Source organism: Adlercreutzia sp. CNCM I-6216 (assembly GCF_977113345.1).
Genome location: NZ_CDSBIE010000009.1, coordinates 34,327 through 60,728, shown reverse-complemented (window position 1 = coordinate 60,728; position 26,402 = coordinate 34,327). Strand labels below are relative to the sequence as shown.

The window sequence follows — 26,402 nt, the reverse complement described above, 5'->3', positions numbered from 1 at the left end:
TACCCATACATGACAGAGTTCATGAGGCCTACCGTTACCACGGAGGAAGTCAACGACACCGTTGCCCGCTACATCGTCGAGCCGCTCGAGCGCGGCTACGGCAACACGCTGGGCAACTCCATGCGTCGCGTGCTGCTCTCCTCGCTGGACGGGGCTAAGGCCACCGCCATCCAGATCGAGGGCGTCCAGCACGAGTTCACTACCGCGGAAGGCGTCATCGAGGACATCGCCGATATCGTGCTGAACGTGAAGGGCCTGGTGTTCTCCCAGGTGTCCGACGAGGCCGACGAGGCGACCGCGCACGTGTTCGCCGAGGGCCCCTGCACGGTGACCGGCGCCGATCTGGAGGTGCCGGGCCAGTTCAACCTGGTGAACCCCGATCACATCATCGCCACGGTTGCCGACGGCGGCCAGCTGGACATGACCATCCGCATCGGTGTCGGTCGCGGATACGTGTCCGCCGAGCGCAACAAGCGCACGGAGGATCCCATCGGCATCATCCATGTGGACTCGCTGTTCTCACCGGTGCGCCGTTGCACGATGAACGTGACGGACACCCGCGTGGGCCAGCGCACCGACTACGACAAGCTGGTTCTCGAGGTGGAGACCGACGGCTCGCTTGCCCCCACTGAGGCAGTGTGCCGCGCGGCCAACATCATCAACCAGTACATGGGCGCGTTTTTGGCTTTGGCTTCCACCGGCGAGGAGGAAGAGGGCGAGGCTCCCTCCATCTTCGCGCCGGAGGGTCAGGAGTCCAACGCCGAGCTTGACAAGCAGATCGAGGATCTGGACCTTTCCGTCCGCTCCTACAACTGCCTGAAGCGCGCGGGCATCCATTCCGTGCGCCAGCTCGTCGAGTTCTCCGAGAACGACCTGCTCAACATTCGGAACTTTGGTGCGAAGTCCATCGAGGAAGTGAAGGACAAGCTCATTTCCATGGACCTCAATTTGAAGCTTTAGGAGACAAAGAGTTATGAGACACAACAAGAAGGGTCGCAAGCTCGGTACCGACTATAGCCACACTAAGGCTATGAAGCGCAGCTTGGTTTCCGCCCTGTTCCTGAACGACCGCATCAAGACGGTGGAGTCCCGTGCCAAGGAGATCCGCCCGCAGGTCGACAAGGTGATCACCTGGGCCAAGCGCGGCGATCTGCATTCCCGCCGTTTGGCCATCGCCTACCTGAACGACAAGGAACTCGTCCGCGAGATCTTCGAGAAGGTCGCCCAGGGCATGTTCCAGGATCGTCCCGGCGGCTACACCCGCATCATGAAGCTCGGGCCCCGCAAGGGCGACAACGCCCCCATGGTCATCATGGAGCTCGTGACCGAGCCCTGCGTGCCCAAGGCCGAGCGCAAGGCCGCGGCCGAGAAGAAGGCCGCTGCCAAGAAGGCCGCCCCGAAGAAGGTCGCCAAGAAGGCCGACAAGTCCGAGGAGCTCGCCGAGGATCTGGGCTTCGAGGCCGACGGCACCGTCGAGCAGATCGAGGCTGTGGACGCCGCCGAGGCCGTTGCCGAGAACGGCGCCGAGATGACCGATGCCGAGAAGGTTGAGGCCGTCGAAGAGAAGAAGGCCGAAGAGGCCGAGGCGTTCCGCGAGACCGAGGAGACCGCCGGCGATTCTGACGAGGCCGCCAAGGAGGAGGCCGAGAAGGCCGAGGCCGAGGCTGCCAAGGAGGCCGAGACCTCCGAGGTGGAGAAGGCCGAGGAAGAGAAGGCCGACGTCAAGAGCGAGTAATCGTTCGACTGGGACCTTCGGATGCACCGCGCGCCCGCCAGCCGCAAACGCGGGGCGCGGAAGCATCGTTCTATACCGGAGAAGCCGCCTGAGGGCGGCTTCTCTGCGTTCCCTCCGTAGGGGGCGACCTTGGTCGCCCCTTGCTGCAAGCACGGTAAGACCCGCGGTGGGGGCTTCCTCCCCGTAGGGGGCGACCTTGGTCGCCCCTTGCCGCAAGCACGGTATGACTCGCGACGCGGCTCTGTGACGGCAAAGCAACGCGCATCCAACCAGTGAATTACTATCGGCTCGCTCAAGTTTAGGTTGCTGCGCAGGCCCATAGAATACTCCTTGCAAGGGCAACCGATCTTGCTCCTGCAGTGTAAGTACACGGGTATCGCACCGATTGAAAGGAGCCGGATCATGGCTGACAAGGATACGCTGATGGAGGAGTTCGTTGCGACCGAGGCCGCCAAGAACGAAGATGCTGCCAAGGATCTGGAGCGCGTCGAGCAGGAGATCGTGGCCGAGGCCACCATGTCCACCGAGTACGATGACGCGCTGGGCAACGAGCAGGCTGCCGCTGAGGATGCGGAGACTGCCTTCGAGTTCGAGCAGGCCGAGATTGCGGCCGAGCAATCGCTCTAGAACTCGCATGCGAGCCGTGCGGCTCGCCAATTTGAGGCCGGTTCGCTAACTCGCCGGCTTCGAAACGACTCCACCAAGCCTGGGCTCTTCCTTAACAGGAGTCCGCGGGATGGCTTGACGGAATTGAAAGAAGGCGCCCCTTGAGCATGGGGGCGCCTTCTTTTGCGTCCGTGCACAAAACACGAGTGCTTACGGGAGTCTGGCCGATAGGGAAGGGGCGGTATGCTGGACGGTGGAAGCTCTGTGGGATACTGGCGACATGGAAAAAGCCCCGACATATTCTGCCGCATCCGAGAAAGGGGATGCATGTGCTGCTCGCGCTGGCGCTGCGGAACACGCAGGCGGTGCGAGATGCAGCGGCGGCGAAGCTCGGCGCGCTGCGCGTATCGGTGCGAAAGGGATGCTGCGCGCCGTGGACGCCCGCGCGAAGATCGGGCTGCTCGTGGCCTATTCTGTGGCGCTTTTCTGCACGGGAAACCTCTTGGGCCTGGGCGTGGCGACTGCGCTGTTGGCGGCGGTGGCGTTCGTCGGGGGCGTCCCCGTCGCACGTCTGCTGCGAGAAGGAGCCTTCGCCTATCCCATTGTCGGCTTCCTGCTCGTCTACAACGTTGCAGCCTCTGGATGGCTTGCGGGAATCGCGGTCGCCCTCCGGCTGCTTCTGCTGGTATGGGCGAGTCTTTTGCTCATGGCGCTTTCCACGCCCGCAGAGCTTTCCGAGGGGCTGCGCCGCCTGTTCTCCCCTTTGGGTCGCTTGGGCCTGCCCGTACGCGACTTCACGACGTCGCTTTCCATCGCTCTGCGGTTCATGCCGCTGCTTTCCGAGGAGCTGAGAGCCGTGAGAGCCGCCCAGGCCTCGCGGGGAGCTGCCTTCGAGGACGCAGGGCTCGTGCGACGCCTGCGGGCCTACGGGGGGCTCATGGTGCCGGTGCTCGTAGGGCTCTTTCGCCGGGCCGATCGTCTGGCCGCAGCTATGGAGGCGCGATGCTACGGGGCCTCGGGAGAGCCGACCTCGCTTGTCGAGCGCCGTTTCTCCGCCGGCGACGGAGCGGTTCTTCTCGTCGGCGTTGCCGCCTGTGTCGCTTTCGCGCTCGTTCCCTAGGGGTTCGCAACGGGCTCGGCGTCGTCCTCGTTGGCTATCGGGACGTTGCGCGATCCCAGGATGCCGAGCGGTTCGTTCGTCTCCGGTCGCTTCTCGCGCTTTGCCCGTGCCGGCGCCAGCTCGCTTATCAGAATGGCCGCGAAGATGAGGACGAAGCCCGCGGCCATGCGCCCCGTAACCACCTCGCCGTAGAACAGCACGCTGGCCAGCACGCCGAAGACCGATTCCAACGACAGCAGAAGCGACCCTTGGGCCGGAGAGACGTGGGCGAGCCCCACATTCTGGAAGAGATAGCACAGCCCCGAGGCAAACACCACGAGGTAGAACAGATTGAAGGCGAACTCCGGCGTGAGAGCCGCCAGGTTCGGCGCCGGCTCGGTGAGTGCACCGACCACGAGCCCCATGAGGCCACCGAAGAGGAACTGGTACACGGTGAGGGCGAGTACGTTGAAGTGCTCGGAGTAGCGTGAGATAGCGATGATCTGCGCCGCGAAGAAGACGGCGCACAGAAGCGTCATGGCATCGCCGAACTCGAAGGAGAGGGAGCCGGCCGTAAGCGATACGAGCCCGATGCCGACGATGCACATCCCCGCCGCTCCCACGTTGGCGAGAGTGGGGCGCTTGCCGGCGACGGCCCACAGCATGAAGGGCACGATGACGCAGTAGGTAGCCGTGAGAAAGGCGTTCTTTCCCGGTGTAGTGTCAGCAAGCCCCACGGTCTGCACCCAGAAGGCGAGGAAGGTCACGGCGGCCAGCACGAGTCCCGCCTTAAGGCACGGCCCGTTCAGCGTGCCCGCCAGCGAGCGGCGGAACACGGCGGCCATGAGCAGCCCCGTCAGGAAGAAGCGCACGCCGATGAGCTGGGCCGGCGGCAGCACGTCGACGGCGTCCTTCATCACCACGAAGGCGAACCCCCAAATAATGGTGGCCGCCAACAGCATGAGCTTGTACACGAAGCCGGGGATATGTCTCTTCTCAGTCACAGCCTGCCATTATAGTGCGGCCTTTCGCGTTTCGCCAGGTTACTGCCAGCCAACGGGGGCGCAACGGAATCCTGTTGACGGGCGTGGGTGTGCACGGTGGCCGCATGATGGTGGGTAAGCGTTAAACCCGACCAGAGAGGACGTGCGCTATGTACTATTCCAGCGGCAACTACGAGGCCTTCGCTCATCCGCTTCCGCCCGAGGGCGTGGAAAACAAGCAGGCCTACATTATCGGCAGCGGCCTGGCGGGACTTGCTGCGGCGTGCTTTCTTGTGCGCGACGGCCGAATGCCCGGCGAGAAGATCCACATTCTGGAGCGCGACCCGCGCGCCGGCGGCGGTTGCGATGGCTGGGAGTACCCGGGGCTCGGCTTCACCATGCGCGGCGGCCGCGAGATGGACAACCACTTCGAGGTGATGTGGGATCTGTTCCGCGACATCCCCTCCATCGAGGATCCGTCGGTATCGGTGCTCGACTACTACTATTGGCTGAACAAGCGCGATCCGAACTACTCGCTGTGCCGCGCCACGGTGGATCGCGGCCGGGACGCCCATACCGACAACAAGTTCAACCTGTCCGACAAGGCCTGCATGGAGATCATGAACCTGTTCTTCACCCCGGAAGAGGAGCTGCAGGACAAGGTCATCACCGAGTACTTCTCCGACGAGGTGCTGAACTCGAACTTCTGGCTGTACTGGCGCACGATGTTCGCCTTTGAGAATTGGCACTCGGCGCTGGAGATGAAGCGCTACGTCACCCGCTTCGTGCACCATTTGGGCGGCCTGCCCGATTTCTCGGCCCTGCGCTTCACGCGGTACAACCAGTACGAGTCCATGATCCTGCCCATGGTGAACTACCTTGAGGCCCACGGTGTCGACTTCCAGTTCAATACCCATGTGACCGACGTGCGCTTCAGCTGCGACGACGCCAAAGACGACAACCGCAAGCTGGCCACGGAAATTCGACTGGTGCGCGAGAACAACCCGGCGGCCATCGATGCTGCCGAGGGGCTGCCCGAAGACGGCAAGACGGCTCCCGCAGCCGATACGGGCCGCGAGGAGACCATTCCGCTCACGGAAAACGACCTCGTCTTCATCACGCCCGGCAGCCTGGTGGCCCATTCCTCCTTCGGCAGCCAGGACGCCCCCGCCCGTTTCGCACCTGAGCTCACCCCTGGTGACGGCTGGGATCTGTGGAAGAAGATCGCGGCCCAGTCGCCGGAGTTCGGCCGTCCCGAGAAGTTCTGCGGCGACCCGGAGAAGAGCAACTGGGAAAGCGCCACGGTGACCACGCTGGACGAGAAGATCCTGCCCTACATCGAGGCTATCTGCAAGCGCGACCCGCTCTCCGGCGGCGTTGTCACGGGCGGCATCGTGTCGGTGAAGGACTCCAGCTGGCTGCTCTCCTGGACCATCAACCGCCAGCCGCAGTTCCGCGCCCAGCCCGAGGGGCAGGTGTGCGTGTGGCTCTACGGCCTGTTCACCGACGTGCCCGGCGACTACGTGAAGAAGCCCATGCGCGATTGCACCGGCAAGGAAATCTGCGAGGAGTGGCTGTACCACCTGGGCGTGCCCGAGGAGCAAATCGAGGAGCTGGCCGAGCATTCCGCGAACACGGTGCCCTGCATGATGCCCTACATCACGGCCTTCTTCATGCCCCGCGCCGATGGCGACCGTCCGCTCGTCGTGCCTGAGGGCGCCGTGAACTTCGCCTTCATTGGGCAGTTCGCCGAGACGCCGCGCGACACTATTTTCACCACCGAGTACTCCATGCGCACTGGCATGGAGGCGGTGTATACGCTGCTCGACATCGACCGCGGTGTGCCCGAGGTGTGGGGCAGCGTATTCGACCTGCGCGTGCTGCTGAACGCGACGGTGCTTCTGCGCGACGGCAAGCCGGCAACGGACATGAACATGAACGTGCTGGAGAAGCTGCTGCTGTCGCGCGGCCTGAAGGAGATCGAGCATACCGACATCTACGGTCTTCTGAAGGAGTTCGGCGTCATTCCGACCACCGACGAGAACCGCGATGTGCCCGTGCCCGCTACGGGTGCCGTGTGGCCGGGCATCCACTAGGTTCGGAAAACAGTGGCCCAGCCTGTTTTATGCGCCCCGTGCGGAATGAGTCCGCGCGGGGCGCTTGCGCGTGCGTCGTTCGTGCTATGATGGTGAACGCTGATTAGAAGCATCAACCAACCTTCAAGGAGGCACTACATGAGCGTCATCATCGATGTGTACGGGCGCGAGGTTCTCGACTCTCGCGGCAACCCCACCGTCGAAGTGGAAGTTGTGCTGGAAGACGGCGCCTTCGGCCGCGCGGCGGTTCCCTCGGGCGCTTCCACGGGCGCTTTCGAGGCCGTGGAGCTGCGCGACTGCGACAAGAGCCGTTATCTGGGCAAGGGCACGCTGGATGCCGTGGCCCATGTGAACAACGAGATCGCCGACATGCTCATCGGCCTTGAGGCCGAGGATCAGCGCATGGTAGATGCCGCCATGATCGAGGCCGACGGCACAGAGAACAAGGGGGCCTTCGGCGCCAACGCCATCCTGGGCGCGTCTTTGGCCGTGGCCAAGGCCGCCGCGGAGGCCGCCGAGCTGCCGCTGTACAAGTACGTGGGCGGTGCGAACGCGCATCTTCTGCCGACGCCCATGATGAACATCCTGAACGGCGGTGTGCATGCCGACAACAACGTGGACTTCCAGGAGTTCATGATCATGCCCGTGGGCGCTCCCACCTTTGCCGAGGCCCTGCGCTGGTGCGCCGAGATCTACCACACCCTGAAGAAGGTGCTGCATGATGCGGGCCTTGGCGGCGGCGTGGGCGACGAGGGCGGATTCGCCCCCAACCTGAAGACCAACGAGGAGCCGCTGGCCTACATCGTTGAGGCCTGCGAGAAGGCCGGTTACAAGCCGGGCACCGACATCCTGTTTGCCATGGATCCCGCCTCCACCGAGTTCTACAACGCCGAGACCGGCAAGTACGTGCTGGCCGGCGAGGGCCGCGAGCTGACGAGCGACGAGATGGTGGACTACTGGGAGGCGCTCGTGAACAAGTACCCCATCGTCTCCATCGAGGACGGCATGGCCGAGGAGGACTGGGACGGTTGGAAGAAGCTGACCGACCGCATCGGCGACCGCGTGCAGCTGGTGGGCGACGACCTGTTCGTTACCAATTCCAAGCGCCTCGCCAAGGGCATCGAGCTGGGCTGCGCCAACGCCATTCTCATCAAGGTGAACCAGATCGGCTCGCTCACCGAGACGCTCGAGGCCATCGAGATGGCCAAGCAGGCCGGCTACGCCTGCGTCATGAGCCACCGCTCCGGCGAGACCGAGGACGTGACTATCGCTGATCTGTCCGTGGCCTGCAACACCGGCCAGATCAAGACCGGCGCCCCGTGCCGTTCCGACCGCGTGGCCAAGTACAACCAGCTCATCCGCATCGAGGAGCAGCTGGAGGGCCAGGCCCAGTACGCGGGCATGAAAGCCTTCTACAACATTAAGCGTTAGAGGGCCGAGCGGGGCTCGCATTCCACAAGGTTCGCCTTGGGAGGCGAGCGCACAAACGACCAAAGAAGGGCCGCTTCATATTGAGGCGGCCCTTCTTCTGTTTCGCGGCAGCCGGTTGGGATCGCTTTTGCCCGTTCTCGGTCGACGAACCCCTCTGTTTCTGCACGAAATCTCGTGTTATAAGCGTCCGGAATCTGCAACGGGACTCGCGGCTGAGAACGGCTTTTGGAAAACGTCTGGTCAGAGCATTGCGCTCAGGAGGCGCATTCCCGGCTTTCAGGTTGCAGGCACCCTTCAGACGCTGATAACTCAAGATCTCGTGCAAAAATGGGTAGTTCGTTGACCGGGATTTCTTCAGAACGGCCCTGGGGAGCCCAAAAGCACGCCGGCGGCGTCTTCGCGTTGCTATGCTATGCGGAGCGGGTGCCCGGTTGCGGGTCGCGGGGGAGGAAGGAGATTTGCAGGTACATATCCATCCCCTCCGCTATTTTCTGAAGAACGCGTATCGATGGGTTGCGAATTCCTCGTTCTATGCGACTGATTTCTGTTTGGGCTATACCGCAGCGCTCGGCCAATTCCTTTTGCGTGAGATTTTGACTTTGCCGGGCCTCGATCATAGCGCGCATGAGGGCGGCTTCAGGCTGAAACTCGTGACGGGCCTCCGCGAATTCAGGGTCAAGACGTTCTTGCTCCTCGACGAATTCTCTAAGCTTCATTGCTGTACCTCCTGACGTAGTCTTTCCGGCGCTCATCCGCTAGGCGAAGTTCCCGGGCTGGAGTCTTTCTCGTCTTCTTCCTGAAGCTGTTTGTTGCGACAATGATGCGATTCTCGAAATAGAAGAAGATGAACCTCATCGTGTCTTGGCCGCATTGGCAGCGAAGCTCATAGAGGCCATCTCTCAAGTGCTTCGTGTAAGGCTCTCTTAGGTTTGGGCCTCCTTCCTCAAGCACTTCGAAATAGGTGGTCGCCTTCCTTCGGGCTTTCGCGGGTAGCGAGATGAGGAAATCTGCCACCGGACAGCTTCCGGTTTCCGTTTCGTAGAACTCCAACGTGTACTTCATGGCTACCGTCCTTTCCTAGAATATGAGAAATATCTCATTTTGTCAACACTAGAAAGGAAGAAGCTGCGAGCGCCGCTGCAGCTTCTCGGGCTGTCCTTGGCGTCTCGCGAAGTTAGGGCCAGTCAGTCCCAGCCAAACTCTCTATGTCAATTATAGCATAAGAATTAGAACATATGTTTGTTAAATTTGGATTGGAGAAAGTAGTCTGATGCGGTAAGCCTTTTGTTTAACGTTCCTCTCCTTCTACCCTAGAAGCCCCAACCCCTTGGCGATGTTGGCGATGAAGTCCTGGACGTTGGTGACGATGCCGCGGCTGGCGAGGCTGCCGCGATCCACCAGCTTGTTCACGGCGAACTCGGCGATATCGACGCAGTAGAAGTACACGGGGCGTATGGTGCCGTCGGCCAGCACGCGGTAGGAAGGAGTCATGTTCCCCGTGGCGATGGTGTGCAGCATGGTGGCCATGCAGATGACCGTGGTGGCGCTGCGAATGTGATCGCGCATGGCGTCCTGGGCCTCGTAGGCGTTGCCGTACACGCCGGGCAAGGGGCCGTCGTCGCGGATGGATCCGGCCAGCACGTAGGGCACGCCGTTGCGCACGAGCGCGTTCATGATGCCGTCGCGCACGCCCTCTTCCTTGATGAACCGCTCGATGGATCCCCAGTAACGCACGCGGTTGATGGTGTCCAGGTGGTGGTAGTGGCCGTTGGGGCGGTTCTCCTGGGTGTCGATGTCCTGGCCGAGGGACGTGTGGAAGTAGGCGCCCTCCAAATCGTGGGTAGCCAGGGCGTTGCCGGCGAAGACCGCATCGGCATAGCCGGCGTCGATGATCTTCGCGAAGGCGTCGCGCGAGAATCCGTTGAAGGTGAAGGCCGGCCCCATGACCCATACGATGGAACCGTGGTCGCGGTCGTGGCGCAGAAGCTCGTAGAGCTCGTCATAGTCCCGCGAGAATGCGGTCTCGCGGGAGCGGCCCAGGCGGAAGGCGAAGTTGTCGTGGCCGCCCGGATGCGGGGCGCCGTCCTCGGCCGTCGCCAGCCCGCGGAAGCCGTCGGTGTAGACGAGAATGCCCTCTTCACCGTTTTCGGTGCGCCCGCAGGCGATGAGGTCTCCAGCGCGGATGTGGCGGAACTCGCGCACGAACACGTTGTCGCCTTCCACGACGGCCACGCAATCCATGCGGGAATCGCGGGCGAGCGTCCATTGGCCGCCGATCTTCAGATACTCCGGATAAATGGACATGGCGTGGTAGCCCTCCGGGGCCACGAAATCCTTCGGCGCGGGCACGAGCGTCACGTCGGGCGCGGCGACGAGATGGGGGAGCGTGAAGTCGGGCGGCGTGTAGGGCGTGGGCGTAAAGGGCATGGGCACCTTCTCTCTGCGGGATGGCTGAGGCCATTGTAGCGCTTCGACCGCCGGTTCCCAAGGAATGTGAAGTTGCGCATGCAAGAGATCTCATGCAGGGAGGACGGGGAGCGGTGATTCGTCGAAGGGTTGTGAAAGCGTGATGACTTCGGCATCGAAATTATTCCCAGAGGGCTAGAATGGGCCTATGGCCACTGCTATCGACACATCCAAGGAAACACACGCCGACGTCGCCGCCGCCGAGGTGCTGCGGCGGTTCGTTGGCTACTACAAGCCCTACAAGGCGCTCTTCTTCTCCGATCTCGTGGCCGCCTGCATTTTGGCTGGGGTTGACCTGGCCTTTCCGCAGCTGCTGAACTTCTTCACCCGCGAGTTCTTCACCGAGTCGCCCTCGGTCATCTTGGGTAGCCTCGGGCTCATCGCGCTGCTCTTCATCGCGCTGTACGCCGCGCGCACGGGCTGCCAGTGGTTCATCACCTACTGGGGCCACGTCATGGGCGCGCGCATGGAGGCCGACATGCGCCGCGATTTGTTCGAGCAGTACCAGCGCCTCTCCTTTGGCTACTACGACCGCCACAACACCGGCGTCATGATGTCGAAGATCACCACCGATCTGTTCGACATATCGGAGCTCGCGCACCACGGGCCGGAGAACCTGTTCATCTGCACGCTCAAGATCGTCGGCTCCTTCGTGCTGCTGTTCATGATCAACGGGCCGCTCACCGCCATTATGCTCGTCGTCACCATCGTCATGGCAGCGCTGTCCTTCGCGCTGAACTATTGGCGCCGCCGCATATTCCGCGAGAACCGCGAGCGCATGGCCGGCATCAACGCCGCGGTGCAGGATTCCCTCGGCGGTATCCGCGTCGTGAAATCCTTCGGCGGCGAGGACGCCGAGCGCGAGAAGTTCCGCGCGGCCAACGAGGCGTTCCTCGACACGAAGAACCGCTCCTACAAGTTCATGGGCGCCTTCCACGGGCTGAACTCGCTGTTCACGGGGCTTCTGTACACCATCGTCGTGGCGGGCGGCGGTTACTTCGTGGCCGCCGGAACGCTCGCCGTGACCGATTTGGCCATCTACGCCCTGTACGTGGGCATCTTCATGGCACCGGTAGAGCAGCTCATCAACTTCACCGAGACTCTGCAGAAGGGCTACGCGGGCTTCCGCCGCTTCATCGAGGTGTTGGCCGAGCGGCCCGACGTGGCCACCAAGCCCGGCGCGCCCACCTTGGCCGAGGCCTGCGGCGGCGAGGTGCGCGGCGCTGTGGATTACCGCGACGTGACGTTCTCCTACGATGGCACCCACCCGGTGCTCGACGGGCTCACGCTTTCCATCCCCGCCGGCACCTCGGTGGCGCTCGTGGGGCCCTCGGGCGGCGGCAAGACCACCACCTGCTCGCTTCTGCCCCGATTCTATGATGTGGCCGCGGGCGCGGTGACCATCGACGGCGTGGACGTGCGCGGCGTACAGTTGGCAAGTTTGCGCGAGGCCATCGGCATCGTGCAACAGGACGTGTACTTGTTCGGTGGCACGGTGGGGGAGAACATCGCCTACGGCCGCCCCGGCGCCACCCAGGCCGAAATCGAGGAAGCGGCGCGCAAGGCCAACATCCACGAGTTCATCTGCTCGCTGCCCGACGGCTACGACACGCTCGTGGGCGAGCGCGGCGCGCGGCTGTCCGGCGGTCAGAAGCAGCGCATCTCCATCGCGCGCGTGTTCCTGCGCGACCCGCGCATCCTCATTTTGGACGAGGCCACGAGCGCGCTCGACAACGAGAGCGAGCACGCCATCCAGGCGTCGCTGGCGGAGCTCTCCCGCGGGCGCACCACCATCACCATCGCGCACCGCCTGTCCACCATTCGCAACGCGAGCCTCATCGCCGTGGTGGAGGACGGCCGCGTGCTTGAGCAGGGAACCCACGACGAGCTGCTGGCCCGCGACGGCGTCTACGCCCGCTACTACCGTATGCAGTTCGGCGATTAGAACGGGAGCCGAGATTCGCTTGAGGACGCGTTCGCCTTTCTAGAAAACAAAATCATCGGCTTCGTGCAGGAAAAAGTGCGATCGTGCGAGTTCTGAGGGATCAAATACTCGCACGATCGCACTTTACTCTGCATGAAGAAGATCTTCGGGGGTTTTCAACTCGCACGATCGCACTTTTTTCTGCACGAAGGGGGTATGAGATGGTTTTGCGGGATGCTAGCTTCTTGAGGGCGGAAGATGCCGAAGCTCGGTTGGCTTGTCGCAGACACGGAAGGGGCGACCGTCGCGTGCCCGGCTTGGATCGAAGGTGAAAACGTCGCTCTTTTTAGTCGCGGTTATCCTGCAATAGTTATAATGATTCCCAGTGAAATGACGACGGTTGGATTCCGCGGCCGCGGCATTGCTGCAGCGCGGTGGTGTGGTGGCGTGGAAGGGAAGGACCGATCCTGTGAGAGAAATGATTCCGTTGGAAGAGGCTCGCGCGCTCGTGTGCGGGGCTGTGGAGAAGTTGCCCGTGGAAACGGTGGAGCTGCTGGACGCTGTCGGGCGTGTGGTGGCGGCCGACCAGACAAGCGACATCGACGTGTCGCCCTTCGCGCACTCGGCCATGGACGGCTTCGCCCTGCGCGCCGCCGAGATTGCCGATGCCGCCGAGGAGAGCCCCGCGATGCTGCGGGTCATCGCCGAAATCGGCGCCGGCGACGTGTTCGAGGGAACCATCGGGGAAGGCGAGTGCGTGCGCATCATGACCGGCGCCTGCCTGCCTGCCGACGCCGATGCCGTGGTGAAGTACGAGATCGTGGGCGTGGTGGAAGGCGACGGCAAACCCGGCTCGGTGGTGTCGTTCTCGGCCCCGACGAAGGTGGGATCGAACATCCGCGCCGCTGGTGAGGAGGCCCATGCGGGGGACGTAGTCGTGGAAGCGGGCGATGTGCTCACCGCCGCCGGCGTCGGCTTTCTGGCCGGTTGCGGCGTGCTGGAGGTGCCCGTCTTCCGCCGACCGCGCGTGGCCGTCATCGCCACGGGCAGCGAGCTCGTGCCGCCCTCCGAGGTGCCCGGCCCCGGCAAGATCCGCAACTCCAACAGCTACGCCATGGCCGCCTGCGCCCGCGAGGCCGGCGCCGAGGCCCATATGCTCCCCATCGTCCAGGACACCTTCGAGGCCCTGCGCGACGCCGTGGCGCAAGCGGCCCGCGAGTACGACTTCGTCGTCACCACGGGGGGTGCCGCCAACGGCGACTTCGACTTCATCAAGCCGGTGGTGGCCGAGCTCGGCGAGCTTCTGATGACCACGGTGAACATGCGTCCCGGCAAAGCCCAGACCTTCGGCATCGTGGAGGGCACGCCCGTCTTCGGCCTGCCCGGCAACCCGGCGGCCGCCTACGTGGGCTTCCAAATGCTCATCCGCCCGGCGTTGCGCACCATGCAGGGCTACCGCTTCATGGACCATCCCGTCGTGAAGGCGCGCCTCACTGCCGACGAAAAGAACCGTGACCCGCGCCGCATCTACCTGCGGGCGAACCTGATGCGCACCGCCGAGGGCTATAAAGTGACGCCGGCCAAGAACCAGAGCTCGGGATTGTTCGGCCCCATCCAGAAGACCAACTGCCTGGCCGTCATGCCCGAGGGCACCGAGCCTCAACCTGCGGGCTCCATCGTCGATTGCCTGCTGCTCGATATTCCGGAAGAAGTCGTTCTCTAGGAGAAGCCATGACCATCAAATTCGCCATCATCACGTGCTCCGATACCCGCACTTTGGAAACTGACGAGGCGGGGCAGAAGCTGGAGCAGCTCATTGCCGAGCAGGGCTGGGAGTGCGTCCGCCGCGTTGTGGAAATGGACGAGCGCCCGTTCATCGCCGGCGCGCTCATCGACGCCTGCGACAACACCGACGCCGACATCGTGCTCACCTGCGGCGGCTCGGGTCTCTCGCTGCGCGACGTGACCCCCGAGGCCACCCGCGACGTGGCCGACCGCGAGGTGCCCGGCATCGCTGAGGCCATGCGCGCCCACAGTGTCGCCATTACGCCCTTCGCCATGCTCTCGCGCGCCATCTGCGCCCAGCGCGGGCACACGCTCATCATCAACCTGCCCGGCTCCACTAAGGCGGCCACCGAGAACTGGGAAGGTATCGTGGAGGCGCTTCCCCATGCCGTGAAGATGATGGCCGGCGAGGGGCACAACACGCAGAAGGATCTCTCGGAGAAACTCGCCGCCGCCGCGGCCCGGGGCGAACTCGGGTAAGGCGGCGGGTACGCAAGGGCCTTTGGCTTCGAAGTCGCGATGGAGGGTTGGCTGCGGATGCGCTTGCCGTATGGCTTTCCGGGACTGGGTTCTCGCGGTCGGAAGTCTTTGCCCCATGCCAAAAGAGCGCGTTCCCGTGCGTCGGGTCTGCGCTATACTTCATGAGGAACGTGTTCTAGATGCGGCCGCGCTCGATAGGGCGCGGCTGTTTGAGGTGGTAGCACTATGACTGATCTTCCCAACGGGTTCACGGGGTTTTCGCACCGAGATCCGAACTTCGTGTCCGCGGGCGACGCCCTGCGCGGCTCGCGGTACGACGACACGCCGTTCGCGGCGCGCAAACAGGCCCAGGCCCGCAATCTGGCCGAGGCTTGGTCGCCGGCCGGCGCCGAGCGCGTCGGCGCGGGCGTTGCTGCAGAGGGCGGCTCCGATGCAGTCGCTCGCGGGGCCGGAGCACGCCCCCTGTCCCAGCTGTCCTCGGCGGCCAGCGATGTGCTGCGCTTCGCTGAGCAGGGCACGGCGGCTGCCGGCGCTCCGCGCTTCGATCCGGACAAGCTCGCCCGCATTCCCGAGGTGGATCGGCGCTGGGCCTGGGTGGAGATCGACCTGAACGCCATCCGCCACAACGCCTCGGCCGTGAAGCAGCGCCTGAATCCGGGTACCCGGCTCATGGCCGTGGTGAAGGCCGACGGCTACGGCCACGGCGCCGTGCAGTGCGCCAAAACGGCGCTGAACTCCGGGGCCGAGTACTTGGGCGTGGCCACGGTGGACGAGGCCATCGCCCTGCGCGAGGCCTACGTGAACGCCCCTATCCTCATTCTGGGCGAGCCCCCGGCTACGGCCATCCCGCTGCTTCTGGCCTACAAGATCATGCCGGCGGTCTACACCGCCGAGTTCGCCATCCGCTACGCCGAGGCCGCCGACGCCTTCGGGGTGTCCGCGCCCTTCCATATGAAGGTGAACACGGGCATGAACCGCATCGGCGTGCGTTGGGACGAGGTCGTGGAATTCGCGCGACAGATATCGTTCCATCGGGCGCTCGATCTGGTGGGCACCTTCACCCACTTCGCCACGGCCGACTGCCCCGGCACCATCGACTTCGAGCGTCAGGTCAAGCGCTTCTCGGAAGCCGTGAACGCCCTGCGCGCGGCCGGCATCAACCCGGGCATCGTGCACGCGGCGAACTCCGCGGCCGCCATCCGCTACCCGGAGGTACAGCTGGACATGGTGCGCCTCGGCATTTCGCTGTACGGATTCTACCCGTGCCCCGAGGCCTATCCGATGATCGACCTGAAGCCGGCCATGAGCGTGAAGGCCCGCATCACCGATGTGAAGACGCTGCCGGTGGGCGAGGGCGTCAGCTACGGCCTGAACTACCGCAGCCCCGGCGCTGTGAAAATCTGCACCATGCCCATCGGCTACGCCGACGGCTTCCGCCGGGGCCTTTCCGGTCGCACCGACGTGCTGCTGGCCGGCCGCCGCTTCCACCAGGTGGGCAACATCTGCATGGACCAGTCCATGTTCGAAGTGAACCTGCGCCAGCGCAACGACCTCGACCCGCAGATCGGCGACGAGGTGACCATCGTGGGGGAGCAGGGCGAGGCCTCGGTCACCATCGACCAGATGGCCGAAACGCTGGGCACCATCCAGCACGAGGTGGCCATCGGCTTCGGTTGCTCTCGACTGCCGAGGTTGTACGTGTAGAAAGCGGCGGTCAGCGAGTACCAAGGCCGTGCAGCAGGTTGAAACGAAAGCAATGCGCAGCGAGCGCCGGGAGGGGGTGCCGCGCGCAGTTCATTCTATGGCATACGAAAATGCCGCGACTCTCGGCGGGAAATGCCATAGAATGCTGTTTGAGCACGGCACCCCCTCCCGGCGCTCGCCCGAGGCGAGTCCCAAAAAGGAATTCAAGAAAGAAGGACGCCCGATGGAGCACCCCCACATTCCGCTAGAAGACCTGCAAGCCCAAGTGGCCGCCTGCCGCCGCTGCCCCTTGTGCGATGGCCGCACGCAGACGGTGTTCGGCGTGGGCAATCCCGAGGCCCGGGTGCTCATCGTCGGCGAGGCTCCGGGCAAGAACGAGGATTTGCAGGGCGAGCCTTTCGTGGGCGCCGCCGGCAAGTACCTCAACGAGCTTCTGGCCATCGCCGGGCTGTCCCGCGAGGACGTCTACATCGCCAACGTGCTGAAGTGCCGTCCCCCTTCCAATCGCGATCCGCGTCCCGAGGAAATTCAAGCCTGCACGCCGTTTCTGCGCGAGCAGACGCGCACCATCAACCCGGAGTACATCGTCACCCTGGGCAACTTCTCCACGAAGTTCATCCTGAAAACCGATGTGGGCATCACGCGCCTGCACGGCACGCTGCAGCGGGTGGGGCGCTTCAAGGTGTTCCCCATCTTCCATCCGGCGGCCGCGCTCTACGACAGCAAGAAGCGCGAGGCCTTGGAAAACGACTTCGCTACCTTAGGCGAGCTGCTGCGCGGCGAGGTTTAAAGCCATCTCTTCCGCTTGAAGAACAGCACCATCACCACGATCATGACCAGGGCCAGGGTGATGATCGTGGCCGCCATATAAGGCCAATCGAGTCCCGGCAGCACGGTGAGGTTCATGCCGAACCAGCCGGTGACGAGCGTGAGCGGCGCGAACATCACCGTGACGATGGTGAGAATCTGCATGGTGGAGTTCTGCTTCAAGTCGATCTGCGTCTGATGCAGCTCGTAAAGCTGCAGGCTGTACTCGCGCAGCATGTCGGCGCGGTCGGACAGGTGATTCGCGTGGGTGGTGATGTGCCCGAAGGTGCGGGCCTCCTCGCGGCTCATCACCTTGTTCTCGTTGTCGGCGATGAGATCGGCCATGACGCCGATCTGCTGGTAGTAGGAGCCCATGCGCATGGCGGCGCGCCGGTAGCTCATGATGGTCTGCGACGAGATGTCGGCATGGTGGCCGATCATGGCGTCCTCGAGGCTTTCCATGGCGTCTTCCATGGAGGAGAACCAGCTGAAATCGTCGGCGATGAGCGTCTTCATGAAGGCGTAGAGCGCATGCGAAGTGGTGGGCTTCGTGAGAATGCCCGTGGCGGCCACCTTATCCAGGGTCTTCTGCGCGATGTCGCCGTCGTCGATGAGGATGAGGTGGTCGGCTTCCAGGTAGAACGACATGGTGTCCGGATCGCCCGTGGGGTCGGATTTGTCCGGCACCGAGAACGAGCCGATGATGTAGGAGGGGTACAGCTCGACGAAGTTGGCCGCCGCCAGCTCGAGCGCCGCCAGCTCTGCCCGCGCCTCCGGAGCGATATGCGTGAGCTGGCTGAACTCGTGGGAGGTGAGGATCTTGACCAGGGGCGGCTTGCAGTTTTCCTCGTCGCAGGGCGCTGCCAGCGGGTTCGGCCGGTTCAGGTCGTAAATGGCTGCCATGGCTCCTCCTCTCGTCGCGCGGCCTCTCGTGCCCGGAACCTAGTATAGAATGGAGCCGTGATATGCCCCATCGGTTACCGGGTTTGTAAGAAAACGGTAGCCGCGTCCTTGAAGGAGAACGTGCCGTGGAAGATGCGCGCCACTTCGATCCCGTTGCCTGGATAAACACCCCGCGATGGCAGGCCTCGCGCCTGGGGCTCTCGCGCATGGTGGATCTGCTGGAGCGCTTGGGGCGCCCCCAGGACGAGTTGCGCTTCATGCACGTGGCGGGTACCAACGGGAAGGGGTCGGTGTGCGCGTATGTGGCCTCGGTGCTGCAGGCGGCCGGCTACAAGGTGGGCCTGTTCACGAGTCCGTTCATCCTCTGCTTCGAGGAGCGCATCCGCGTGAACGGGGAGAACATCACGGGCGAGGAGCTCGCCCGGGCCGTGGCGGCGGTGCGCCCGGCGGCCGCGGCCGTGGAGGCGGCGTGCGGGGATCATCCTACGGAGTTCGAGCTCATGGCGGCGGTGGCCTTCGAGCATTTCCGCGCCGTGGGCTGCGATATCGTGGTGCTGGAAGTGGGGCTCGGGGGGCGGTTGGACGCCACCAACGTCATCGAGACCCCCGAGGCGAGCGTGATCTGCCGCATCGGGCTCGACCATACCGATTTGCTCGGGGATACCCTGGGCGCCATCGCCGGCGAGAAGGCCGGCATCGTGAAGGCGGGAGCGCCCGTGGTGAGCTGGCCTCAGGAGAGCGAGGCCATGGCGGTCATCGAGGCCGTGGCCGCCGAGCGCGGTTGCGAACTTTTCGTGCCCGACTTCGGCGACTTGTCCGTGGAGCCGCTCGCGGGAGCGGCCCTGCGCCGGTTCTCGTGGAAGGGGAGGGGATTCGAGACGCGTCTCCTCGGCAGCTACCAGCCCTTCAACGCGGCGCTGGCCCTGACGGCGGTCGACGTGCTGCGCGGGCGCGGGTGGGCCATCTCCGACGAGGCCGCTTTCGCGGGCATCGCCTCCGCCCGTTGGCCCGGCCGTTTCGAAGTGGTGGATACCGCGCCGCTTACCATTGTGGACGGTGGTCACAACCCTCAGGGGGCCGAGGCCCTGGCCGCCTCGCTCGCCGATCTTCTGGGGGAGGAGGGACGCGCCTCAGTCGACTTTGCTTTGGGCGTGCTGGCCGACAAGGACTACCCGGCCATGGTGCGCGCCGTGGCGCCGTGGGCCCGCAGCTTCTCGGCGTACGCCCCGAAAAGCCCTCGCGCCCTGGCGGTCGACGAGCTGGCGGCTTGCGTGCGCGAGATTATGGTGGAAGAGGGCCGGGCCGATGACGTGCCCGTGCGCACGTGCGGCGCTCCCGCCGATGCCCTGCGCGCAGCCCGCGACGCCGCCGGACCCGAGGGCTGCGCCGTCGCCTTCGGCACCCTTTACGCCATCGCCGACCTCATGGGCGCGTTGTAGCGAGATTGCTGTTTGCGAAAACGACTTGATGCATGAAAAAGGGCGCCCCCGAAAGAGCGCCCTCCGAAAGTACGAAAAGCCCGCGGACCGACGCGTCCCCTAGGGTCGCGTGCCGGTGACGTCTTCGGCTTCCTCGGCCTCGGCCTCGTCGCGGATCTCGTGCACGACGAACTCCGCCACGCCGCCCTCGGCTTCCAGCACCTCGCGCACATCGTCGACCAGATCCTCGTCGCCGCAGCCGAGAACCACGTCGTCGGCCATGTCGGCGGCCTCTTCCCCGGCCGTTTGGCGCACCACCTCATCCAGCGAGGCGGACACGTACGAGATGCCCTGGCGCTCGGCCGCCTTCGCCTGCATGAACAGGAAGAGGAAGCCGATCACGCCGGCCAGAAGCGAGGCCGACAGAATGCCGATCTTCGCATCGGCGATGAGCACGGCCTCGGGGAAGGCGAGGTTTGCCACGAAGATGGCCATGGTGAAGCCCACGCCGCCCAGGATGCCGGCACCCAGCATATGGATCCAGTTAACATGATCGGGCAGGTTGGCGATCTTCAGCTTCACCGTCAAGAAGCTGAAGAGCAGGATGCCGATGGGCTTGCCCAGAAGCAATCCGAAGAACACGCCGAAGAACACCGGGCTCGAGACCATAGCGAGAACATCGCCGCCAAGGAAGCTCACATCGGCGTTGGTCAGCGCGAACAGGGGCAGCACGGCAAAGTACACCCACGGGTACAGCATATGCTCCAAGCGCGTGGCCGGGGGTACCACCTGACGAGCAACACTGGAGAGCCGGGTGACGGTGAACATGTAATCCTTCTGGAGCGTCACCGGCTCGGTCTCCACATAGGCGGCGCGCGCCTCGCGAACCCGGTCGCCCGACCAGGTCATGAACTTCTGCAGATCGACGCGCGACCCCGTAGGGATCGTGAAGGCGAGCAGCACGCCGGCGATGGTGGAATGAACACCGGACATGAACACAGCGAACCACAACAGGCAGCCCACCAGCATGTAAGGCGTCAGGGCGTACACGTGCGCCCGGTTCATCAGTACGAGCACCACGAGAATGGCCGCAGCGATGGCAAGCCACATGAGCGAGGGGCTCTGGCCGTAGAAGATGGCAATGACGAGAATGGCGATGATGTCGTCGGCCACGGCCAAGGTGGAGAGGAACACGCGCACGCCGTTGGGCACGCGGTTGCCGAGCAGCGCCATGATACCCAAGGCGAAGGCGATATCGGTCGCCGTCGGCACGCCCCAGCCGTGGGAGGTCTCAGGGTTGGTGGCGTTGAAGATGGAGTAGATGACGATAGGGGCCAGAACGCCGCCGCAGGCCGCGATGATGGGCAGCGCCGCCTGGCGGATGTTCGTGAGCTCGCCGACGGTCATCTCGTATTTGATCTCTAACCCTACGAGCAGGAAGAACACCGCCATGAAGATGTCGTTGATGATATGGGCCAGCGACATCTCGCCGATAAAGCCGCCGACGCCCACCACTACATGGGTGTGCCAGAACTCCTCAAAGGGCTCGAAGAACGGCGAGTTCGCGATAACGAGGGCCACAATAGCCGCCGCCAGCATGATGGCCGCCGCCTTCGTGGACGAACTCGTAAATTGGATGACTTTCAACCAGCGACGCTGATGCCCCTGGACTTCATCAATGAAGATATGATGCGGATCGGGATTCTTCGCAGTGGGTTCCATGCCTTACATCCTCAATTTCTCTTACCGACTCAGCCGCCTGCGAGCAAGACGGCTTCACAGATATCCGTTAATTGTAACCGCTTTCCCTTTCGCTTCAGCGAAAATCCCTATCTGTAAAGTCCCCGTAGCAGCCTTTTTCACACGAAAACGAGAACCGTTCGACTTCAAAGGCGCTGCATTCCGAAAACAGTCCTCAGACGGCAATCGTTTTCTTGCAACCTCAAATTGCTCGGTCAATCTCGCGAAAAGTGCGCTATGCTGTTTTTTCCAGTTTGGAAGGGTGCGTTTTACGCATGGTGCGCTCAGATGCCCCAGCGGGCTCGCGCCTTCCACGCTGATTGTGCAAGCAACGAGGTAAAAGAGGTGGAAATCATGACGATCACCGTGTCCGGACGCAAAATGCCCGTCACCGACGCCCTTCGTCAGTACGCTGAGGAGAAGGTCGGTAACGCGATCAAGGCTGTGGACGCCGACACCGTCTCCACGGAAATTGTTCTTTACACCGAGAAGAACCCGGCCAACCCGCTGCCGGCTATTTGCGAGGTCACCGTCCGCGTCAAGGGCCACATCGTGCGCGTGGAGGAAAGCGAAGAGGACATGTACGCCGCCATCGACGTGGCTGCCGCCAAGGTTGCCCGTCAGCTGCGCAAGTACAAGACCCGCGTGCTGGACAAGAAGGTTCGCGCCACCGAGCGCATCGTCGACTACGCCCACGAGGACGCCCACCCGGAGAGCGAGCTGGATCTCGACCGTCTGATGGACGAGTTGTCCGAGGACGAGATCATCCGCCGCAAGGAGACGGAATTCACGCCCATGACCGAAGAAGAGGCGCTCATCCAGATCGATCTTTTGGGTCACGACTTTTTCGCGTACACTGATCGCGACACCAACCTGGTGCACATCCTGTACCGCCGCGAGGACGGCGGCTACGGTCTGCTCACCCAAAAGGAGGATTAGTTCATGGCCACTATCGACACCATCGCCGGCGTTCTCGAGAGCAACCTCGACATCGACCCCGCCACCGTCACCCCCGAGGCGACCTTCGAGTCCCTCGGCATCGACTCGCTGGACATGGTCGAGCTCATCTGCGACTTGGAGGAGGCCTGCGAGGTCGACTTCGGCGAGCCCGAGGGGCTTGTCACCGTGGGCGACCTGGTCGCTTACATCGACTCGCTGTAAGCGCCCGTCGCGTTTCAGCAGAACTGGGGCCCCGCAGCCATCAGGCTGCGGGGCCTTTTTGTTGCCTAGTTCCCTGCGTATGTGCCGAAAGAGGCCCCGTGTGGGCTCGTGCCGCTCTGCCGGAGGAAACGTGTCTGAGCCCCGTTCGATAAGAGCGGTCGCGCTCCACTTCTATGGGAACCGATTCCGATCGGCCTTTCCGGTAATGGCCGCTTCGCGCTTCATCTCGTCTCGCTCAGTCGGTGAAGGTTCCTGTCGATGCATGAGATTGAAGGTTATGAGCGTCTGAAGGGAAGCTATAGTGATTAGAATTAACGATAATTGACAATTTCGAGTGAACTTAGATTCTCTAGACGCTCATAACCGTCAATCTCATGCAAAATCGTGGGTCTTCGTTGACTGCAGTCTTTTCCTGCTTGACGAAAATACCCCCTAGGGGTATAAGTTTTTTTGAGAATGAAAGCCGGAGCTATGAGCGAAGGAATGCTATGAAGAACGAGAAAGCATGCAGCGGGGAAGGGACGGCGCAGACAATGCCGAAGGCCGGGGCGGCCCAGGCAGCGGCCAAGACTGGTGCAGGTAGAACGGGCCACGTGCCCGATTGCCCCTGCCGGCACAAGAACACACCGCGCAGCACCGAGCTGCAGGCGGATATGCAGAAGCGGCTGAACCGGGCCATCGGGCAGCTGAACGGCGTGAAGGCCATGATCGAGGACAACCGCTACTGCGGGGACGTGCTCACCCAGCTGGCCGCCGCCGAGTCAGCGGTGCGGCGTGTCTCCGAGATGGTGCTGGCCGAGCATATGCGCACCTGCGTGGTGGAAGAGGTGCGCGCCGGCAACGACGAGGTGATCGACGAAGTGATGGCGCTCATGCGCCGTTTCTCGAAGTAAGGAAGGCAAGCTATGTCCCAACGAGAGACAATCCAGCGGGAGACGATGCAGCAGGAGACGACTCGGCAAGAGCCGCCACAGCACGACGGGGAAGCGCTCCGGGCCAACCTGCGCCTGGCCATCGACGGCATGCACTGCGCGAACTGCGCGGCCAACATCGAGAAGCACTACCGCGCCACGCCCGGCGTCGTCGATGTGGCGGTGAACTTGGCCAACAACACGGGGCGCGTGGTGTTCGACCCGGCCCAGGCCAGCGTGGACGACATGCTCGCCGTTTTCGACAACCTGTCCTTCACGGCCGAGATCATCCCCGAGGACGCGCCGCTGGTGGACGAGAGGCGACGCGCCCGCGAGGCCGCCCGGGCCAAGCGCGATCGCAAGGTGTTCGGCGTGGCGGCCGTGCTCACGGTGATCATCGTGGCCATCGGCATGATTCCCGGCTGGCACATGGGGGTGGGCGCGGCCCTGGCCGGCCTGTTCGTGACCGACCCCACCCATGTGCAGGCCATGTTCGCGGCGAACCTGCTGCTTTTGGCACTTACGGCGCCAGTGCAGTTCGGCTGCGGCGCGCGGTTCTACAAGGGCGCGTGGGGCTCGCTCAAAGGCGGCTCGGCGAACATGGACGTGCTCGTGGCGCTCGGCACCTCCATCGCGTTTCTGTTCTCGCTGTGGATCACGTTCCTCCCGGTGATCACGGGGGATTGGGAAAGCCATGCGGCGCTCGCCATCAACGACGGCATGCCGTATTTCGAGACCTGCGCCATGCTCATCACCTTCGTGCTGTTCGGCAAGATGCTGGAAAGCCGCGCCAAGGGCGCCACGAATCAGGCCATCGAGTCGCTCATGAACCTCACGCCGCCCACGGCGCGGGTGGTCCGCGGCGGCGAGGAGCGCGAGGTGCCCCTGGCCCAGGTGGTGGCCGGCGACACGGTGCTCGTGCGACCGGGCGAGAAGATGCCGGTCGATGGCGTGGTGACAGAAGGCGCCACGGAAGTGGACGAATCCATGCTGACTGGCGAGACGCTGCCCGTGGTGAAGGCCCAAGGCGACGCGGTGACCGGCGGCACCCAGAACACCACCGGCGCGGTGACCGTGCGCGCCCTGCGCGTGGGCGCCGATTCCACGTTGGCCCGCATCGTGCGCGCCGTGGAGGACGCCCAGGGCACCAAGGCCCCCATCCAGCGCATCGCCGACCGCATCGCTGCGGTGTTCGTTCCCGCCATCCTGCTGATTGCGCTCGTCGTGTTCTGCGCGTGGTTCTTCGTCGTGCCGGCCGGCCCCGACGGGCGGCTCGTGCAGGCGCTCATGCCGGCCATCGCCGTCATCTGCGTGGCGTGCCCCTGCGCGCTGGGCCTGGCGACTCCCACGGCGCTCACCGTAGGTATGGGGAAGGGCGCGCAGCTCGGCGTGCTCATCAAGGACGGCACGGTGCTGGAGACCATGGGCAACCTCACGGCGGCCGTCTTCGACAAGACGGGTACTCTCACCCAGGGTGAGCCGGTCGTCGTGGCCTGTGATGTTCCCGATGACGCCCTGCGTCTGGCCGCCGCTCTGGAGGCGAAGAGCGAGCACCCCCTGGCCCGCGCCGTCGTGACCTATGCGACCGGGCGCGACCTGGCGCCGCTGCCCGCGGCTGAGTCCTTCGAGGCCGTCGTCGGCGAGGGCGTGCGCGGCGTCGTGGAAGGCCACGAGGTGTTCGTGGGCGTTGGGAAGGCCGAGGGTGAAGGAGCCGAAACCGGGGCCTCGGGATCCCTCGTGTCCGTCGACGGCGTGCCTGCGGGCCGCATCCAGTTCCGCGATGAGCCCAAGCCGGACGCGGCGGCCACGGTGCGGGAGCTGGCCCGCGACTTCGCCGTGACCTCCTACATGGTCACCGGCGATGCGGCGCCTACGGCCCGGGCCATCGCCGAGGAGGTGGGCATCGCGCCCGACCATGTGTTCGCCGGTGTGAAACCGCTCGAGAAGGCCGATTGCGTGCGCGCCGTGCGGGGCGCCGCCGACGTCTCCATGCTCGGCAAGGCCGCCGCCGAGGCCCGCGATACCGAGAAGGACGACGAGCGCATTATGGAAATGGAAGTGACCGACCCCGCCTTCATGGCCGCCTCCGACCCCGACATGGGCATTCCCGCCGAGCCGGTGCCCCTCGAGTCGCCCGCGAGCGCCGCCCAGGACGCGGCCGCCGGCGCGAAGACCGTCGTGGCCTTCGTGGGCGACGGCATCAACGACGCCCCGGCGCTGGCCGCCGCCGACATCGGCGTGGCGCTGGCCTCGGGCACCGACGTGGCCCTGGATGCCGGCAGCGTGGTGCTCATGCGCAACCGCCTGTCCGACCTCATCGTGGCCTTGCGCCTGTCGAAAGCCACCATGCGCAAGATCAAGCAGAATCTGTTCTGGGCGCTCATCTACAACTGCATCATGATCCCGTTGGCCGCTGTGGGCATCCTCGCTCCGGCCCTCGCCGGCGCCGCCATGGCCCTCTCCAGCGTCAGCGTCGTCAGCAACTCCCTTTTGCTGAAGCGGTTCAAGTAGAAGGGAGCGCGGCCTACCCCTCCACCCAGAAGCGCCAGGCGCAGTTGCAGGTGTTGTCGGTGACGTCGGGAAAGCAGCTGACACATTCGCAGTGGATGCGGTCATCCAAGGCGGCGGCGAAGCCGGCGTATTCCAATTCGCCCACGCTCTTGCAGGGGTGGAACTCCATTCCCTTGCGCGCGCGGGCGTTCTGCACGCGGCAATCCGTGATGCGGAACACGAGCGCGTCGTCCTCCCAGAGAATCTCCCATTCGTTTGCCAGTGAGGTGCAGCGCAAAGGCAGCGCTTCGGCGAGTCCCTCAAGTCCGCATCTATCCGAAAGGTCGAGCAGCTTCTTCAAGCGTCGGGCCTCGCTGGGCACGAAGCGTCGCCAGGCAGCACGGTCGTGCTCCATGGCCGTGTCCATGCCCTGCTTGCGTTCCAGCGATTGGAACCATGTTCCGTCCAGCGCGATGAGATCCTTCGCGGTGATTTCCAAAAGCTCGACCAGCTCTTCACGGGTCAGCGCGTCCAATCCTTGGGCCATGGTCGCCTCCTCAAAATCGTTGATGCAAGTATAGGAGCCACGCGGCATAACAGTCATGGTATTTCCGCGGACAACGCGGGCAAATTGCGAGAACTGTCCGCAAAGCCCCGTAGTGC

Annotated in this window: 22 protein-coding genes and 1 pseudogene; 16 read left to right on the top strand and 7 right to left on the bottom strand. The window is 64.0% G+C overall.

The window, feature by feature from the left end; translation table 11 throughout:
• The first annotated feature begins 9 nt into the window (after positions 1-9).
• The 4 genes and pseudogenes from ACYVRU_RS09215 to ACYVRU_RS09200 all read left to right on the top strand — a co-directional run bounded on the left by ACYVRU_RS09215 (position 10) and on the right by ACYVRU_RS09200 (position 3,461).
• Positions 10-960: a DNA-directed RNA polymerase subunit alpha gene (locus ACYVRU_RS09215; RefSeq protein ID WP_461186048.1), complete on the top strand. Its 951-nt coding sequence runs from the start codon at positions 10-12 to the stop codon at positions 958-960.
• A gap of 13 nt (positions 961-973) precedes the next feature.
• Positions 974-1,408 (top strand): annotated as a pseudogene (rplQ, locus tag ACYVRU_RS09210) (50S ribosomal protein L17); the annotation flags it as partial.
• A gap of 729 nt (positions 1,409-2,137) precedes the next feature.
• The gene (locus ACYVRU_RS09205; protein WP_022740411.1) at positions 2,138-2,362 is read left to right on the top strand and encodes a hypothetical protein; all 225 of its coding nucleotides are present in this window, start codon (positions 2,138-2,140) and stop codon (positions 2,360-2,362) included.
• Positions 2,363-2,762: 400 nt separating this feature from the next.
• The gene (locus tag ACYVRU_RS09200; RefSeq protein WP_418911206.1) at positions 2,763-3,461 is read left to right on the top strand and encodes an energy-coupling factor transporter transmembrane component T family protein; all 699 of its coding nucleotides are present in this window, start codon (positions 2,763-2,765) and stop codon (positions 3,459-3,461) included.
• Here ACYVRU_RS09200 and ACYVRU_RS09195 read toward each other — a convergent pair.
• Entirely contained in the window at positions 3,458-4,444 is a 987-nt protein-coding gene (locus ACYVRU_RS09195) for a DMT family transporter (RefSeq protein ID WP_270356227.1), read from the bottom strand. The two genes, ACYVRU_RS09200 and ACYVRU_RS09195, sit on opposite strands and share 4 nt — an antisense overlap.
• A 149-nt stretch (positions 4,445-4,593) precedes the next feature.
• Here ACYVRU_RS09195 and ACYVRU_RS09190 point away from each other — a divergent pair, with 149 nt between their 5' ends.
• Together ACYVRU_RS09190 and eno are read left to right on the top strand one after the other, a co-directional pair.
• Positions 4,594-6,519, top strand: coding sequence for an oleate hydratase (locus tag ACYVRU_RS09190; protein ID WP_418379700.1), 1,926 nt, complete (start codon positions 4,594-4,596; stop codon positions 6,517-6,519).
• Positions 6,520-6,657: 138 nt separating this feature from the next.
• Positions 6,658-7,950, top strand: coding sequence for a phosphopyruvate hydratase (gene eno / locus ACYVRU_RS09185; protein ID WP_114549706.1), 1,293 nt, complete (start codon positions 6,658-6,660; stop codon positions 7,948-7,950).
• 410 nt (positions 7,951-8,360) lie between these two features.
• Here the strand turns inward: eno and ACYVRU_RS09180 are convergent, their stop codons facing one another.
• The 3 genes from ACYVRU_RS09180 to ACYVRU_RS09170 all read right to left on the bottom strand — a co-directional run bounded on the left by ACYVRU_RS09180 (position 8,361) and on the right by ACYVRU_RS09170 (position 10,377).
• Positions 8,361-8,666, bottom strand: coding sequence for a helix-turn-helix domain-containing protein (locus ACYVRU_RS09180; RefSeq protein ID WP_279054035.1), 306 nt, complete (start codon positions 8,664-8,666; stop codon positions 8,361-8,363).
• The gene (locus ACYVRU_RS09175; RefSeq protein WP_461186047.1) at positions 8,656-9,012 is read right to left on the bottom strand and encodes a type II toxin-antitoxin system RelE/ParE family toxin; all 357 of its coding nucleotides are present in this window, start codon (positions 9,010-9,012) and stop codon (positions 8,656-8,658) included. The genes ACYVRU_RS09180 and ACYVRU_RS09175 overlap by 11 nt, the downstream gene beginning before the upstream one ends.
• Positions 9,013-9,255: 243 nt before the next feature.
• Positions 9,256-10,377, bottom strand: coding sequence for a putative NPN-dependent ornithine cyclodeaminase (locus ACYVRU_RS09170; protein ID WP_461186046.1), 1,122 nt, complete (start codon positions 10,375-10,377; stop codon positions 9,256-9,258).
• A 187-nt stretch (positions 10,378-10,564) separates the two neighbouring features.
• Here ACYVRU_RS09170 and ACYVRU_RS09165 point away from each other — a divergent pair, with 187 nt between their 5' ends.
• From ACYVRU_RS09165 to ACYVRU_RS09145, 5 genes are all read left to right on the top strand, one after another.
• Complete coding sequence (locus tag ACYVRU_RS09165) at positions 10,565-12,361, top strand: ABC transporter ATP-binding protein (protein ID WP_461186045.1); 1,797 nt, start codon at positions 10,565-10,567, stop codon at positions 12,359-12,361.
• Positions 12,362-12,809: 448 nt separating this feature from the next.
• The gene (locus ACYVRU_RS09160) at positions 12,810-14,063 is read left to right on the top strand and encodes a molybdopterin molybdotransferase MoeA (RefSeq protein WP_461186044.1); all 1,254 of its coding nucleotides are present in this window, start codon (positions 12,810-12,812) and stop codon (positions 14,061-14,063) included.
• Positions 14,064-14,071: 8 nt separating this feature from the next.
• Complete coding sequence (locus ACYVRU_RS09155; RefSeq protein ID WP_117283910.1) at positions 14,072-14,605, top strand: MogA/MoaB family molybdenum cofactor biosynthesis protein; 534 nt, start codon at positions 14,072-14,074, stop codon at positions 14,603-14,605.
• A 225-nt stretch (positions 14,606-14,830) separates the two neighbouring features.
• On the top strand, positions 14,831-16,309 hold the full coding sequence (gene alr, locus ACYVRU_RS09150) for an alanine racemase (RefSeq protein ID WP_461186043.1): 1,479 nt from the start codon (positions 14,831-14,833) through the stop codon (positions 16,307-16,309).
• A 223-nt stretch (positions 16,310-16,532) separates the two neighbouring features.
• Positions 16,533-17,099, top strand: coding sequence for a uracil-DNA glycosylase (locus tag ACYVRU_RS09145; protein WP_461186042.1), 567 nt, complete (start codon positions 16,533-16,535; stop codon positions 17,097-17,099).
• On the opposite strand, the gene ACYVRU_RS09140 is transcribed toward ACYVRU_RS09145, so the two are convergent.
• Positions 17,096-18,019 (bottom strand): magnesium transporter CorA family protein, encoded by a 924-nt coding sequence (locus ACYVRU_RS09140; protein WP_461186041.1) that lies wholly within the window; start codon positions 18,017-18,019, stop codon positions 17,096-17,098. The genes ACYVRU_RS09145 and ACYVRU_RS09140 overlap by 4 nt on opposite strands.
• Positions 18,020-18,144: 125 nt before the next feature.
• On the opposite strand from ACYVRU_RS09140, the gene ACYVRU_RS09135 reads away from it, so the two are divergent.
• On the top strand, positions 18,145-19,458 hold the full coding sequence (locus ACYVRU_RS09135; protein ID WP_461186040.1) for a bifunctional folylpolyglutamate synthase/dihydrofolate synthase: 1,314 nt from the start codon (positions 18,145-18,147) through the stop codon (positions 19,456-19,458).
• Positions 19,459-19,557: 99 nt separating this feature from the next.
• Here ACYVRU_RS09135 and nhaA read toward each other — a convergent pair whose 3' ends face one another.
• Positions 19,558-21,159, bottom strand: coding sequence for a Na+/H+ antiporter NhaA (gene nhaA, locus ACYVRU_RS09130; protein WP_022740395.1), 1,602 nt, complete (start codon positions 21,157-21,159; stop codon positions 19,558-19,560).
• Positions 21,160-21,531: 372 nt separating this feature from the next.
• Here nhaA and hpf point away from each other — a divergent pair, with 372 nt between their 5' ends.
• The 4 genes from hpf to ACYVRU_RS09110 all read left to right on the top strand — a co-directional run bounded on the left by hpf (position 21,532) and on the right by ACYVRU_RS09110 (position 25,760).
• Positions 21,532-22,116, top strand: a complete 585-nt coding sequence (gene hpf / locus ACYVRU_RS09125) for a ribosome hibernation-promoting factor, HPF/YfiA family (RefSeq protein WP_022740393.1) — start codon at positions 21,532-21,534, stop codon at positions 22,114-22,116.
• A gap of 3 nt (positions 22,117-22,119) precedes the next feature.
• Complete coding sequence (locus tag ACYVRU_RS09120; RefSeq protein WP_016309287.1) at positions 22,120-22,338, top strand: acyl carrier protein; 219 nt, start codon at positions 22,120-22,122, stop codon at positions 22,336-22,338.
• A gap of 488 nt (positions 22,339-22,826) precedes the next feature.
• Positions 22,827-23,231 carry a metal-sensing transcriptional repressor gene (locus tag ACYVRU_RS09115; RefSeq protein WP_225885477.1) on the top strand — a complete coding sequence of 135 codons (405 nt, stop codon included), beginning with the start codon at positions 22,827-22,829 and terminating at the stop codon, positions 23,229-23,231.
• A gap of 12 nt (positions 23,232-23,243) precedes the next feature.
• Positions 23,244-25,760 carry a heavy metal translocating P-type ATPase gene (locus ACYVRU_RS09110; protein ID WP_461186039.1) on the top strand — a complete coding sequence of 839 codons (2,517 nt, stop codon included), beginning with the start codon at positions 23,244-23,246 and terminating at the stop codon, positions 25,758-25,760.
• Between the two features lie 13 nt (positions 25,761-25,773).
• Here ACYVRU_RS09110 and ACYVRU_RS09105 read toward each other — a convergent pair whose 3' ends face one another.
• Entirely contained in the window at positions 25,774-26,286 is a 513-nt protein-coding gene (locus tag ACYVRU_RS09105; protein WP_461186038.1) for a DUF6125 family protein, read from the bottom strand.
• Between the last annotated feature and the right edge of the window lie 116 nt (positions 26,287-26,402).